This is a genomic window from Coriobacteriia bacterium (assembly GCA_003149935.1).
In the GTDB taxonomy this organism is placed as follows: Bacteria; Actinomycetota; Coriobacteriia; order Coriobacteriales; family QAMH01; genus QAMH01.
The window spans coordinates 138,126-152,591 of sequence record QAMH01000006.1 but is presented as its reverse complement, the minus strand read 5'-3'; the positions used below and the strand labels follow the sequence as shown (position 1 = coordinate 152,591).

The following is a 14,466-nucleotide window of genomic DNA, read 5'->3' as shown; positions in this document are numbered from 1 at the left end:
AGACCAGAATAGCCACAACGAAGCAAAAGAATTGGCTGGAATCGGACATGCAAACGATTTGTCTCTCGCTCGGCATTCGATTGCAAACCGTCCCCGAGCGTTACTCCCACAGTTCGCGTTCGAGCTCGCGGCGGCGCTTGATTGCATCATGGATAAGAAGTGCCATGGCACCAAACCCGAGCACGAATCCCATGCCGAAGAACACCACGCCGATGGCAAGATCCCCGCCCCATGCGACGCTTTCGATACCGACAATCTGGATTTCCGCCAGAATGCGCATCCCACAGGTCAAAACGCCGAGGCCCGCCCCGCAAAACAAAGCGAAGATGGCGACATAGTCCCAGGGCATGTGATCTACTTCGGCATAACGCTTATAGCTGGAGAACGCTCCACCCCGCATCTGCATGCCCACGGAGGCAAGACCTGCGGCCAGAATTGTCACGATCAGCAGAAAGTCAACGGGAACCACGGACTGCCCGAGGGGCGTGAGCACGGGATGATCGGTGGTCGAGGCAACTTGGTTGACCATGATCCAATAGTACAGGCTCACCACTGACCCAATGAGCAGGATGTAGGACGCCACCTTCATCGACTTGTTTTCCTCGGCCTCGAGGCGCTCGTCCTTCGGGCCCATGTATTCGTTCCACTTGCGAATCAGGTACATTGTCACTCCCCCGCTTTCCAAAACAGGTCATCCAGCGTCTTGCCGAGCGTTTTGCATATGGCCGTGCAGAGCTTGAGGCTCGGGTTGTAGCGGCCAGCCTCGATCAGCCCGATGGTCTGACGCGTTGCGCCGACCGCATCCGCAAGTTCTTGTTGCGAAAGGCCGCGGTCAGTACGTGCCGCCCGCATGCGCTCGTTCTTCTCGCCTTCCAATGGGATTCCTTCGCTTTGTCTTCGTTAATGTAATATATATCGTACATGCAATATATATATTGCACAATATGCGTGTCTGCGTCAACAGAAGAAAACGAGAAAAAAAAGGAAGCGCCCCGCAGGACGCTCCCCTTTCGTAGCCTTGTGTCGCGTGACGCTTACGCCTTGTTGCGGCTGGTATCCCAGTCGACGTAGCAGACATGCGTCTCGAGGTACTCCTCGACGCCAAGCTCGCCGTCCTCGCCGCCGATGCCCGACTGGCGCACGCCCTGGTGGAAGCCCTGGAACGCCTCGAAGTGCTCGCGGTTGACGTAGGTCTCGCCGAACTTGATCTCGTTCATGGCACGCATGACCGTATCGTAGTCGGTCGTGTAGATGGAGCTCGTCAAGCCGTAGACGCTGTCGTTTGCCATCTCGATGGCCTCGTCGAGCGTCTTGAACGTGGTGATGGGCAGCACGGGCCCGAAAATCTCGTCGCGCATGATGCGCATGTCATGCGTGCAACCAGTGATGACGGTGGGTTCGTAGAACCAACCCTTGCCATCGACCTGGACCTTGTGGCCACCGCAGGCGACCGTGGCACCCTCGGCGATGGCGGACTGCACCATCTCGTCGACGTGCTCCTGCTGGGCCTTGTTGACCATGGAGCCCATGTCGAAGGTGCCGGCGAGCGCCGGTCCGTAGGTCAGGGTCTTCATCTTCTCGATGACCTTCTTCGTGAACTCCTCGGCGATGCCCTCCTGCACGTAGACGCGCTCGGCGGCATTGCACACCTGGCCGGTGTTGATGACGCGTGAGGCGACGACGTAATCGACCGTCTCGTCGAGCTTGCAGTCGTTCATGACGATGACCGGCGCCTTGCCGCCCAGCTCGAGCGAGACCTTGGTGACGTTATCGGCTGCGGCCTTCATGATCTTCTTGCCGACCTCCGTCGAACCGGTGATGGTGACGATGGAAATCTTGGGATTGGAGGCAAGCGCGTTGCCCGTGAGCGCACCCGATCCGGTGATGACGTTGATGACGCCCTTGGGGAGGGACGACTTCTCGACGATCTTGGCAAACTCGTACGCGCCGTTGGGGCAATCCGATGATGCCTTGAGCACGACGGTGCAACCGGCGATGAGCGCCGGGGCGACCTTGCGGCCGATGAGGAACAGCGGGAAGTTCCACGGCATGATCTGGCCGGCAACGCCAATGGGCATCTTGTAGAGGAAGATGTTCTCGTTGGGGCGATCAGACGGGATGATCTGGCCCTTGAGGTGACGTGCCTGGGCGGCCATGTACTGCACGTAAGCGGGCAGCCAGCCGGCCTCGTCCATGGCCTGCGCGAGCGGCTTGCCCATTTCCTCGGATGTGGTGCGGGCCAGGAGCTCCTGGTTTTCCTTGAGAAGCTCGACGAGCTCCATCAGGTAATTGGCGCGCTCGATGGCGGGAACCTTCTCCCACGACTTCTGCGCCTCATAGGCGGCATCGACAGCCGCCTCTACGTCGGCCTCGGTGGCCATGGGGAAACGCGAGATGACCTCCTCGGTTGCCGGATTGACGTTATCGCGCATCTCGCGATCGCCGTTGTCGAGGAACTCGCCGTTGATGAAAAGCTGGACTTCTTTCATTCAAATCCTCCTTTTGACTTGAATGCAAGTGCGCATGCACTTGGTTCATGAAAACGACCCCGCTTGGAAGCCGCTTGATCTTGAAGGTGATTATACTCTCGTCCGATGTATCCACAGAGATGAAATGCGGCATGCACCGAAAGCACACGTCTCGAATCATGCGGACAGCTCGACAGCCGAGAGCGTGCACATCCCCCTGCGCTTTGCAATGACATTTTCCAGTCAATCGTTCCGAGTTCCCCGTCCTGCGCATATCAAAGTAGTAGTATGTGTGATCGTAGACATAAATGGCACAAGCGGAGGCCACCATGACCGTATTCCATCGCATTACCGAGGGCAAGCTCGGATCCCATGACGGATGCGTCATCGAGGACGAGGTTTCGCAGGAGTTTCTCGACCGCATTCCGGGTGGCTTGTTCCGCTATCGCGCAGACAATGAGGGAACCATCGATTACGTAAGCCATGACGTCCTGGACATGTTCGGCTGCAAGACCTACGACGAGTTCTGTGCCATCACGGGCAACACCTTTCCCGGCATGGTCCACCCCGATGACCGCGAACGCGTTCTCTACGAAATCGACGAGCAAATCAAGGTAGGCGACAGAGACGCCGTCACCTACCGTCTCAACCGTCCCGACTTCACGGAGCTTTGGGTCGATGACCGCGGCCATTACATCGTCGACGATAGCGGCACCGCCTGGTTCTACGTCACCATCATCGACATCTCCGACAAGGTGAATAGCCAGCGTCAGCTCGAGCGCGCCGAGGAGCGCGTCGACATGCTGACCATGCTTTCCCGCGACGTCATGTTCGATATCGATTGCCAGGACCAATCTGGTGAGCTCTTCGGTGATTTCGAGACGCGCTTCGGACGTCCTCCTCTCTCGAGCGACCTCATCTTGCGCAAGCGCTGCGACAAGGATTGCAACGTAGACCTCGAGATACACGACATCGATTCCCTACGCGAGATAGTCGAGAAGGGCGACTTCATCGACATCGAGACATCACTGCCCGATGCCGAGGGAAACCCCATCTGGTGCCGCTACCAGTCCTTCGTGATCTTCGATGATGAGACCGGTCTGCCCGTGCGCCACGTCGGACGCTTGCTCGACACGCACGCGATGGTCATGCGCGAGGCGTCCTTGCGCAAGATGGCCGAGCTCGATGGCCTCACGGGCATATTCAATCGCAACGCGGCAATGGCTCGCATCGAGCAGGCTCTCGTCAGCGAGGAATGCCAGGACGGTTGCTGCCTCTTCCTCATCGACGTGGACGACTTCAAGCAGGTCAACGATTGCTTCGGTCACCCCGAAGGCGACCGCGTGCTAAAGGAGATAGCGCGTTTCCTCCGACGCAGCATGCGCAAGGACGATATCATTGCCCGCCTCGGGGGTGACGAATTCGCCATCTTCGCCGCCGGCCTGGGCAACGACCCCGCCCTGAGCCGCGTGCTCGGCCAGCTTTCGGCAGGCCTCTACGCGAAACGCGAACGTCCGGCTGACATGCCCGATGAACTGAACCCTTCCATCACCATCGGAGCGGCCGCGACCACGCGCTTCCCCGTCACTTTTGACGAGCTCTACCAGATTGCCGATGAGGCGCTCTACGTCGCCAAGCGCGCCGGCAAATCACGCGCCACGCTGCGCAGGCTGGACTGAGAGCGGCGGCACATAGCGCGTAGCGCTTAGCGATCCAAGGACTCCAGGGGCAAGCGCAGGGTAAAGGTGCTTCCCGCGCCCAAAACGCTCTCGACCTCTATGTCCCCACCGTGATAGAGGGCGGCATGCTTCACGATGGCAAGACCAAGACCCGTGCCCCCCGTCTCCTTCGAACGGCTCTTCTCGGTGCGGTAGAACCGCTCGAAGATCTTCTCGCGATCCTGCTCCGAAATGCCAATGCCGTCATCGCTCACACGCACGGCAATGCACGGCTCCTCGGGCGATTCGTCAATTTCGACGTGTACGTTGACCGTGCCCCCATCGTCCGAATAGCGGATACCGTTTTCCACAAGATTCGAAACTGCTTGCTCGAGAAGCGCCTCATTGCCCAAGGTGCGTAAATCGACACCGGAAAACTCGAGGTCGATGCCGTGCTCGTGCGCAAGCGGACGCAAGCGCTCGCACGTGCGTTGCGCGAGTTCGAGCATATCGACGGGGACACGCTCGGCACTTGCAAACGACGACTCGTCAAGACGCGAGAGGGTGAGGACGTCGTTGATGAGCGCCCGTAGGCGTTGCGATTCAAGATAGATGCGTCGTCCGAATTCTCCCACGTCATCGGGATCGACTAATCCGCTGGCGATCATCTCGGCCGATCCGGAGATAACTTGCAACGGCGTCTTCATCTCGTGCGAAACGTTCGCGGAAAACTCACGGCGCAGGCCATCCGCTTCCTTCAGCTCCTCGTTCTGTCGTCTGAGCTGCTCCTTCTGCTCGTCGATGCGCAGCAGGAGCGGACGCATCTCCTCGTAGGCATCTCCGGAGAGCGGGTCATGCACGTCAAGCTCGTCGAGCGGGCGCATGATGCGCGAGGTGAGGAAACGCGAGAGCATGATGACGAGAATCACGGCGATGACAAGCACCACCCCGACGGGCAAAGCCATCGAAGCGAGGAAGGCCGGCAGGGAGAGGCGCTCCTCGCTCACGCGCACGAAGTAGCCATCGGAGAGACGCTCGGCAACGTAGACGGTATCCCTCTTCAGGGTGTCCGAATGGCGCACCAGAACCCCCTCGCCTGCATGCTCGGCGGCGAGCATTTCAGGACGTTCGAAGTGATTCTCGAGAGCACCGTCCCTGACGGCGGTATCGAAGATGACGTCACCGACAGGATCGATGAGCGTGAATCGCTCGGGACCGGCAAACTGTTGCTCGAGCACGCCAACACGTGCATCAGCGGGATATCCATCGAGGACCTGGGCGCACGACCGCGCCTGTTCGACGAGCAGGTCTTCCGAACGTTCTTCTTCGGAAAAGTACGCAATCGTCACCAAGGCGATAGCCGTCGCGAGAACGGCGACGAGCGTGAAGACGAGTACCGTCACCAGGATGCTATGCGAGAGACTGCGCACGTGACGTGCGGAAACGGCGTCGTTCATGCTTCGTCCTCAAGACGCAAGCGGTAGCCGATACCGCGAACGGTCTCGAGCACGGAACTCGAACCCGGATCGGCTTGCTCGAGCTTCTGGCGCAGAGTCTGCATGTGAACGTCCACCGTACGCGTCACGCCGACAAACTCCGAACCCCATACCTCCTCGAAGAGCTGCGCGCGCGAAAGCGCGCGACCCGGGTTCTCCATGAGCACCTTGAGAAGCTCGAATTCCTTGAACGTGAGGTCAATCAGGTTCCCTCCCACCTCGACCCGTCTGGCGTGGGGGTCAAGCACAATGGAATCGTAGACAAGATTTCCTTCCCGCATGGCAACGGACGCACGTCGCACGCGTCGCAAGAGTGCGTTCGAGCGCGAGATGAGCTCCATCATCGAGAATGGTTTCGCGAGGTAGTCGTCGGCCCCGGCATCAAGTCCGCTAATCGTGTCGAACTCGGTGCCCTTGGCCGTGAGCATGATCACGGGGACGTCGCAAAGGCGCGTGTCGGCACGCAGCCGGGCGAGTATACCCAGGCCATCGATGCCCGGCAACATGATGTCGAGAAGCACGAGGGCGGGAACGTCATCAGCGCATGCCGCGAAAAACGCATCGGCATCGGGAAAGCCCCTTCCCTCGAAGCCGGCCTGGCGAAGCGCGTAAAGCGTGAGGTCACGAATGTTCTCGTCGTCTTCGACGTAGAAGACGAGTGTGGCGGACTCCCGTGTCGTCATGCATGTTCCCTTCGGGTCATCATATACGCGGCAATTCTACCCCAGTATGCTCATGCCGCAGAACACTCCCCAGAACCCAGAGACCCAGACGGAGCGACGATGTCATGCGGGCGCACCGGGCGCTCGGGCAATATCAGCATGACAAGCTTCATCATGAGCGAGACGAGCGGAAGCCAGATGAGCGTCATCACTACGTTGAAGCACGTATGCGCGTTGGCAATCTGCCGCGCGATGATCTCGACTCCCTCCCCTGCGGGAGGAATGGCTGCCACGACAGTCGCAAAGGGCCCGGTCAGCCCGACGAAGAGCAGGCAACCCGACAGGTTGAAGATGCAATGCGCCAGGGCAACGCGCTTGGCATCCCGCGATTGGCCAATGGAGGCAAGAAGCGCCGTGACGGTCGTCCCCAGATTGTCTCCAAGCAAGATGGGGATGGCGCCCTCGAGACCGAGGACACTCGCTCCGTCGGCACCCGGCTGAGCGGCGAAGTTCTGCAGCACGGCAATGGTCGCGCTCGAGCTCTGCACGACAAGCGTCATCACCGTGCCTACGAGGACTCCGAGAACGGGCACACCCGCAACCTGGGCAATCATCTCCGTGAAGACGGGGCTCTCGGCTAGGGGCTTCATGACCGACCCCATGGTCTCTATGCCGACGAAGAGCAGACCAAAGCCGAATATTGCCCGCCCCGACAACTTCACGCGCTCGCCTCTGGCAAGTGTCATGACGAGGAAGCCCACCGCGACGAACAACAAGATATAGTCCGAGAGCTTGAACGCGATGATCTGCGCCGTGATAGTCGTCCCGATGTTCGCGCCCATGACGATGGGAATCGCCTGCCGAAGGCTCATGATCCTCGCGCTCACGAATCCGATGACCATGACCGTCGTAGCGCTTGAGCTCTGTAGCACGGCAGTGGCAAGCGCGCCGGCCAGGACGCCCATGATCGGGTTCTTCGTCACGGCGGCAAGGATGGAGCGCATCCTCTCGCCTGCCGCTTCCTGCAAGCTGCCACTCATCGTGTTCATGCCGTACAGAAAGATCGCCAGGCCTCCTGCAAGCCCCAAGACGACCTTCATGATCTCGTTGACGTCCACCTATGTCCCTCTCCTCCACTATCTGACGTAAGGAGAAGTCTACGGAGGCAATGTACGGGCAGCGTAAGGGGAAAGTAAAGTCTCTGTAAAGTCATTGCTTCCCATACGGGTAAACAGAATGATGCCTGCGTCGGGCATACCCCCCTTAAGTGAAAAGGGCGCTCGCTTGCACGAAAAGCTCTCGACCGTGACGGCTGGATGAAGGATAATATCTGGAATGGTACCCCACCACCTGAAAGGCTGGGTCACAGCATATGAAGAGCATCGACAAGTCACTTAATATCAGGCGCAACAGAATCCTTGCCGCATGCGCGGCAATCGTCATCGTAATCGCCGCGCTCCTGATATTCATGAACGTCAACACGGAGCGCATCACGCAGCAAAACGCCGACTATCTCGAGGGTACGACCGAGCAAACCGCACGACGCGTCAACGACCTGCTCAATAACGGCCTGGCCACGGTCGAGACGGCAGCAAAGGTATACGGGCAGACCCTGACCAGCCCCAGCGTCGACCCGGACACAGCGCTCCAGATGATCAACTCGACCCAGTTCAACTACGCCTTCCTCATTACTGCCGATGGCATAGGACACAACATCGACGGCCGCACCGAAGAGGTGAGCAGCCGCGAGTACTATATCAAGGGCATGCAGGGCGAGAGCGGCATCTGCGCCGTCGAGAACGCCGCCTTCAACGAGCATCGCATCATCGCGTTCTACGCCCCCATCCTCTACCAGGGAACGCCCGTCGCCGTCTTTGCCTGCGTCTACAACGAGGCGACGATGGCGCAATACATGAGCACGAGCTTCTTCGGCGTCGAGACCGCCACCTACCTCTGTGACCGTGACGGCAACGTCCTGGCAAAGTCGAGCATGAACGACGAGATCGACTACTCGGTGCTCGACTCGAAGCTCAGCGACTCGCTCAAGGACATCACTCCCGAAGAGCTCGCGCAATCCCTCGCCCAGAGTTCCTCGTTTAACTTCAGCTACAACGCCTCATCCGGCGAGGGTAGCGTGTATGTCGCCCAGCTCGCCTCGTCGGATTGGATGATCCTGCGTATCTTCCCCGAATCCGTCACGGCAAAAATGGTGTCTTCAGCTAACGCGGCGGGCATCATCCTCGTTGCGGGTGTCGTTGTCGCCTGCTTGCTTTTCATCGTCGTGCTCGTGTTCCAATCGCGCAAGCAGAAGGACCGCCTGCTGCTCGAGCGTCAGGAGGCAACGCGCATCATCGACGCCTCCACCAACTTGTTCAGCCGATTGCTCGCCATCGACCTCGTGAACGACAGCTACGAGTACCTCAAGCGTGAGGGATTGGACGATTCCCTTCCCACGGACGGCAAGTTCAGCGATTTGCGTTCGTACTGGAGGGATATGGCAAACGACACCGATATCGAGCGTCTTTGCGAGCTGGAAGACATCGGGACGCTGCGAGAACGCCTGCAGCCGGGCGTCCCCTACCTCCAGTGCGAATATCGCGTCATGCGAGGTGACGAGGAGCGTTGGCTGCAGGTCTCCACGCTCTGCATCGCCCGTGACGCTCACGCGCTGCCCACTGACATACTCGTCACGATCCAGGACGTCACGGAGCAGAAGGCCGCCGAGCTTGCATCACGTCAGGCTCTTGAGGACGCATTCCAAGCCGCCGAGCACGCTTCGCAGGCCAAGAGCGACTTCCTCAACTCCATGAGCCATGACATCCGCACGCCCATGAATTCCATCATGGGCCTCACGGCCATCGCGAGCATGCACGCCGACGATCCCGAGCGCGTAAGCGAGTGCCTCGCCAACATTTCCTCTGCGAGCCATCACCTGCTTGGCCTCATCAACGAGGTCCTCGACATGGCCAAGATCGAATCGGGCTCCATCGGGCTCACGGACGAGGAGTTCGAGCTCTCCGACTCCATCGAGAAGCTTCTGGCCATCGTGAACCCCCAGATTGTCGCCAAGAACCTTGACTTGCGCGTCGACGTCGTCGATATCAAGCATGAGCACGTCATCGGTGACCTCACGCGCCTGCAGCAGGTCTTCGTGAACATCATGGGCAACGCCATCAAGTTCACGCCCGAGGGCGGCGGCATCTACATGCGCATTTCCGAGCTGCCGAGCCGCGTCCACGATAGCGGCTGCTACGAATTCGTCTTCTCCGATACGGGCTGCGGCATGAGCAAGGAGTTCATGGAGACCATCTTCGAGCCCTTCACTCGCGCCAACGACTCGCGCACCACCGGTATCGAGGGCACGGGTTTGGGCATGGCAATCGTCAAGAGCGTCGTCAGCCTGATGAATGGCACGGTCGATGTCGATTCCGAGCTTGGGAAGGGCACCACGTTCACCGTGACGGTGCACCTCAAGCTTCGCGACGGCGCCACGATCGATCTCAGCGACCTCAAGGACATCAGAGTGCTCGTGGTCGATGATGATGACGTCGCCTGCGAGGGAGCCTGCACCCTGCTCGAGGATATCGGCATGCGCGCAAACTACGAGATGTCCGGACCGGCTGGCGTGCAGGCCGTAATCGATGCCGATGCATCGGACGATCCCTTCAAGGCCGTCATCCTCGATTGGCGCATGCCCGGCATGAGCGGTCTGGAAGTCGCCAAGGAGATTCGCGAGAGGGTCAAGCAGGCGCCCCCCATCATCATTCTCTCCGGTTACGACTGGTCGATGATCGAGCAGGAGGCGCGCGAGATAGGCATCGACGCCTTCATTTCCAAGCCCCTGTTCCGCTCGCGCCTCATCCAGGTGATGAAGGAGCTCCTGAGCGGCGAGGTCGCCGAACAGGCCGACCCCAAGGCGATGCTCGAGGAATGCGCTTTTGATGGCTATCGCGTGCTTTTGACCGAGGACAACATCATGGCAACCGCCATCGGCCAAGAGATAATCGGTCTCACCGGCGCGGAGGTCGAACATGCCGAAAACGGCCAGGTCGCCGTCGACATGCTGCTCGAGCACGAACCGGGTTACTACGACTTCGTGTTCATGGACATCCAGATGCCGGTCATGAACGGCTACGAGGCGACGACGGCCATCCGCGCGGCTTCGATAGACAGACCCGACCTGGCGCAAATCCCCATCATCGCGCTTTCGGCCGATGCCTTCGCCGAAGACGTCAAGCACGCGCATTCGGTGGGCATGAACGACCACATGGCAAAGCCCATGGAAATCGAGTCGCTCGTCGCCATCATGCGCAGGTGGATGCCGAAGGATAACGAGAGCTAGAACCCGCATTGGCTTTCAAGACGAGGGGCGCCCGTCCGCTTGAGTGGACGGGCGCCCCTATGTTTACGGCGTATCTTCCCTAGGCAAAGACGTGCAACTCCGAACCGTCGAGGTCAGCCTTGTCCATGGGATAGGCCTCGATGGCTGGGTTCTCGTAGGTGTTCATGTAGTACGTCTTCGTTGCCATGGAGATACCGCCGGTATAGACCGTCGTCTCGAATTCGCCGTTTTCCATCTTCGCCTCGCCATCGATCATCGCGACGCCCGCGAGCGTATGAAACATCCTGGAGACATTGTCCGCCTCGCCGGACTTCTGCGGATAGTGGCTGTTCAGGTAGGCAGCCCGCACGAAGCGATCGGGCGAATAGCTTGAGCCGGGTAACCCCACGAGCTGGCCGCCGCTCCCGTAAGGCGCGAGCTTTTGCTTATCCCATTGCACGTCCGCGACGTATTCCGGACTTAGGTTCATGTAGCTGCGCAGATGCTCGACGTGCCAGTCGAAGGTGGGCTGGTTGGTGAGCACGTCGACGTCATCGTGATGGATGTGCATGCCATCGGCCATGTACTCGACCACGATGGAACGGTCCTTGTCGCCGATGAGGTAGTGGAGAAGCGCAACCGGAAACTGGTCGTTCACGGGCTTGGCGACGATGGCGACGTCGGCCAGCGCCTCCTCCACCTCGTCCACTGTGGCAAAGTTGCTGACTACCCACAGGGGAAACTCATATGCCGCGAGGTTGGTCTTGCCCTCGACGGCATCTGTCTCGAACTGGGCGTAGCCGGGGAAGTTGAGCCCGGCGATGGCAAGCCCTTTCTCGTTGGCGCAATCGAAGTAGAGCGGAACGCCCCCGATTACGATGCATGGGCCGATAACCGCATAGTTCTGCTGGGACTCGACCCCGAAGGCGTAGTGGCGCTCGTAGCCGCGGGGAGTCACGGTGACCTTCTGGCCGTAGCCGCAATTCCAATCGAGGTTGCGGGCAAAGTACATGTTGCCCTCTTCATCGGTGAACCTGATTCCCGAGCACATGGCGAGCTCCTTCCCGCGCAAAACCACGCGTTTCTTTGTTCTTGTAAGAATAGTATACAGCAAATACTACCGTTCGCTATTCATTTTCTACCGTTCGCCAGTAATTTATGCCACTTTTCGCCATGAAATCTAGACATTTCGACATTGACCGCCCCGATTTGTGCTACCGTACAGCGCAACCCGAAAGGACGAATGTGAACTACGTACACGCACATAGCATCTTTGCTAACGCACAGGCGTTTGCCGGTGCTTGGTGGTGGCGTAGTCGAATATCGTAATCGGGTTATCGGACTTCACGCTTCTCATCACATACCTTGAAGGCCCTCGGTAATCCGGGGGCCTTTTTTATTTCCCAGACCATGAGATGCGTGAGAACGACTAGCAAGGCAGGAACGTGGACGAAAAGTCCGAAGGAAAGAGAGGAAACGACCATGGCAGACGCAAGCAAGAAGCAGAACGAGGAGATTCCCTACAGGCTCTATCTGCGCGAGGAGCAGATTCCGACGCAATGGTACAACCTGCGCGCGGACATGCCCGAGCCGCCCGAGCCCATGCGCCTGCCCAACGGCAAGATCGCCGAGCATGACGACATCGCCCCTGTGTTCTGCGACAAGCTCGTGGACCAGGAACTCGATGACGAGACCGCATACTTCGACATCCCCGAGGGCGTGCAGGAGATGTACAAGGTGTACCGTCCCTCCCCGCTGTGCCGCGCATATAACCTCGAGCGCTACCTCAACACACCTGCGAAGATCTACTACAAATTCGAGGGCAACAACACCTCGGGTTCGCACAAGCTCAACTCGGCGCTCGCCCAGGCCTACTACGCCCAGGAGCAAGGCCTCGACAAGATCACGACCGAGACTGGTGCCGGCCAGTGGGGCACCGCGCTTTCCGAGGCTGCCGACCACTACGGCGTCGACCTCGACGTCTTCATGGTGAAGTGCTCCTACGAGCAGAAGCCCTTCCGCCGCTCGATCATGCAGACCTTCAACGCGACCGTCACACCCTCGCCGTCTGACACGACCGAGATCGGCAAGAAGATGCTCGCCGACCATCCCGACTCGACTGGCTCGCTTGGCACCGCCATCTCCGAAGCAGTCGAGCGCGCCCTCAACGTCCCCGAGAACAAGGGACGCTACCAGCTCGGCAGCGTGCTCAACCAGGTGGTGCTGCACCAGTCCATCATCGGCCTGGAGAGCTACGAGGCCATGAAGGAGCTTGGCGAGTATCCCGACATCGTCATTGGCTGCGCGGGTGGCGGCTCCAACCTCGGCGGCCTCATCGCGCCGTTCATGCGTGACAAGCTACGTGGTGACAAGCCCGACACGCGCTTCATCGCCGTCGAGCCCGCGAGCTGCCCGTCGCTCACGCGCGGCAAGTACGCCTACGACTTCGCCGACACGGGCCAGACCTGCCCGCTCGTCAAGATGTACACGCTGGGCAGTGGCTTTCTGCCCTCCCCCGACCATGCCGGCGGCCTGCGCTACCACGGCATGAGCCCCATCGTCTCCAAGCTCAAGCACGATGGCTACATGGAGGCCGTGGCCGTGAAGCAGACCGACGTCTTCAAGGCAGCCGAGGACTTTGCCCGCCTCGAGACCATTCTGCCGGCACCGGAGAGCGCCCATGCGATCTTCCAGGCCATGGAGGAGGCGCGCAAGTGCGCAGAGACCGGCGAGGAGAAGACGATCCTCTTCGGCCTCACGGGCACTGGATACTTCGACATGTACGCTTACGAGGCCTACAACCGCGGTGAGATGACGGATCACATCCCCACCGACGAGGAGCTCGAGGTCGGCTTCGCGACCATCCCCCACATCGAGGGAATTCAGTAATCGACGCAGCCAGCAGCGGCTGCGGCGGTTACGCTAAATGGGCGGCTTGGATTGACCAGGCCGCCCATTTTTTATTGTCATTGCTGATAAAGTTTTATAGTCGTTTATAGTTTCGGAGTATTTTTATAGTCGTTTATAGTTTCCAAACATTTTTACTGTCGTTTACTGTTTCAGGATTCTTTTACTGTCGTTTACTGTTGCATCACACGACACTTCAACCAGCTCGTAACCTTCGAGATGGAGTTATGACGCCAGTCGGCCATGTTAAACTCACCCTATGCAGATGCTGAATCAATATAGTATTGCTGCCGCAGCATGCGAAGTGCTGCCCCAATACGATGTCAAAGAGGCGTATCTGTTTGGCTCTTATGCCCGCAACGAGGCAGATGGTAATTCCGATGTCGATCTCTGCGTCGAATGCGGAAAGTCCTTCACGCTCTTTTCCCTCGGCGGGATTGGAATCGCTTTGGAAGAGGCGCTTGGGCGACCTGTCGATGTAATCTGCGGATCCGATTCGTTCCACCCGCATGCTCAGCAACGTTATCTCGAAGACAGAAGGCTCATCTATGCGAAATCCTGATATGACCGAATGCCTTGAACCAATAACGATTACACCCGGCGAGCTCTTGCAGGAGGAGTCCCTGGAGCCACTCGGTATATCGAAGTATCGTCTAGCAAGCAAAGGAGATTGGCGTGCCCGCTGGGCGCATAGGGCAGATTGTCGCGGGAAAGTGCGCAATCACCGCCGACACCGACCTGCACCTCTGCCGGTTCTTTGGCCTGTCAGATGGCAATTGGCTCCGCGCGCAGGCAGCATACGACACCGAAGTCGCCCAACACAAGCTCGCTAACGAGCTGGAGAAGATTAAGCCCTGGGATAGTATTGCCTAGATTCGTCATCAGTTGGCGAATGCCCCGAAACGACCTCACCAAGCTGGGAAGCGTCCCATTCGTCCGTCTCGTATTCTTCGG

At 59.1% G+C, this 14,466-nt stretch carries 11 protein-coding genes and 1 pseudogene; 5 read left to right on the top strand and 7 right to left on the bottom strand.

What is annotated here, in order from left to right; genetic code table 11:
* Nucleotides 1-100 precede the first annotated feature (100 nt).
* From DBY20_03280 to DBY20_03270, 3 genes are all read right to left on the bottom strand, one after another.
* A complete protein-coding gene (locus tag DBY20_03280; GenBank protein ID PWL78914.1) occupies nucleotides 101-664 on the bottom strand; it encodes a hypothetical protein in 564 nt (187 codons plus the stop codon).
* Between the two features lie 2 nt (nucleotides 665-666).
* Nucleotides 667-852, bottom strand: a complete 186-nt coding sequence (locus DBY20_03275) for a transcriptional regulator (protein PWL79408.1) — start codon at nucleotides 850-852, stop codon at nucleotides 667-669.
* Nucleotides 853-1,034: 182 nt separating this feature from the next.
* Nucleotides 1,035-2,489, bottom strand: coding sequence for an aldehyde dehydrogenase (locus tag DBY20_03270; protein ID PWL78913.1), 1,455 nt, complete (start codon nucleotides 2,487-2,489; stop codon nucleotides 1,035-1,037).
* Nucleotides 2,490-2,776: 287 nt separating this feature from the next.
* On the opposite strand from DBY20_03270, the gene DBY20_03265 reads away from it, so the two are divergent.
* Nucleotides 2,777-4,147: a hypothetical protein gene (locus DBY20_03265; protein ID PWL78912.1), complete on the top strand. Its 1,371-nt coding sequence runs from the start codon at nucleotides 2,777-2,779 to the stop codon at nucleotides 4,145-4,147.
* A 26-nt stretch (nucleotides 4,148-4,173) separates the two neighbouring features.
* On the opposite strand, the gene DBY20_03260 is transcribed toward DBY20_03265, so the two are convergent.
* From DBY20_03260 to DBY20_03250, 3 genes are read right to left on the bottom strand one after another with little or no spacing between them, the layout of a single operon-like run.
* A complete protein-coding gene (locus tag DBY20_03260) occupies nucleotides 4,174-5,583 on the bottom strand; it encodes a two-component sensor histidine kinase (GenBank protein ID PWL78911.1) in 1,410 nt (469 codons plus the stop codon).
* Complete coding sequence (locus DBY20_03255) at nucleotides 5,580-6,305, bottom strand: DNA-binding response regulator (protein PWL78910.1); 726 nt, start codon at nucleotides 6,303-6,305, stop codon at nucleotides 5,580-5,582. The genes DBY20_03260 and DBY20_03255 overlap by 4 nt, the downstream gene beginning before the upstream one ends.
* Nucleotides 6,306-6,355: 50 nt before the next feature.
* Entirely contained in the window at nucleotides 6,356-7,384 is a 1,029-nt protein-coding gene (locus tag DBY20_03250) for a Na/Pi-cotransporter II (protein ID PWL79407.1), read from the bottom strand.
* 272 nt (nucleotides 7,385-7,656) lie between these two features.
* Between DBY20_03250 and DBY20_03245 the strand changes: the two genes are divergently transcribed.
* Nucleotides 7,657-10,626, top strand: coding sequence for a hypothetical protein (locus DBY20_03245; GenBank protein PWL78909.1), 2,970 nt, complete (start codon nucleotides 7,657-7,659; stop codon nucleotides 10,624-10,626).
* A gap of 79 nt (nucleotides 10,627-10,705) precedes the next feature.
* Here DBY20_03245 and DBY20_03240 read toward each other — a convergent pair whose 3' ends face one another.
* The gene (locus tag DBY20_03240) at nucleotides 10,706-11,656 is read right to left on the bottom strand and encodes a choloylglycine hydrolase (GenBank protein ID PWL78908.1); all 951 of its coding nucleotides are present in this window, start codon (nucleotides 11,654-11,656) and stop codon (nucleotides 10,706-10,708) included.
* 431 nt (nucleotides 11,657-12,087) lie between these two features.
* On the opposite strand from DBY20_03240, the gene DBY20_03235 reads away from it, so the two are divergent.
* The 3 genes and pseudogenes from DBY20_03235 (at nucleotide 12,088) to higA (ending at nucleotide 14,385) form a co-directional block, all read left to right on the top strand.
* On the top strand, nucleotides 12,088-13,494 hold the full coding sequence (locus DBY20_03235) for a TrpB-like pyridoxal phosphate-dependent enzyme (protein PWL78907.1): 1,407 nt from the start codon (nucleotides 12,088-12,090) through the stop codon (nucleotides 13,492-13,494).
* A gap of 277 nt (nucleotides 13,495-13,771) precedes the next feature.
* A complete protein-coding gene (locus DBY20_03230; GenBank protein ID PWL78906.1) occupies nucleotides 13,772-14,074 on the top strand; it encodes a nucleotidyltransferase domain-containing protein in 303 nt (100 codons plus the stop codon).
* 1 nt (nucleotide 14,075) lies between these two features.
* Nucleotides 14,076-14,385 (top strand): annotated as a pseudogene (gene higA, locus DBY20_03225) (addiction module antidote protein, HigA family).
* Nucleotides 14,386-14,466: the final 81 nt, after the last annotated feature.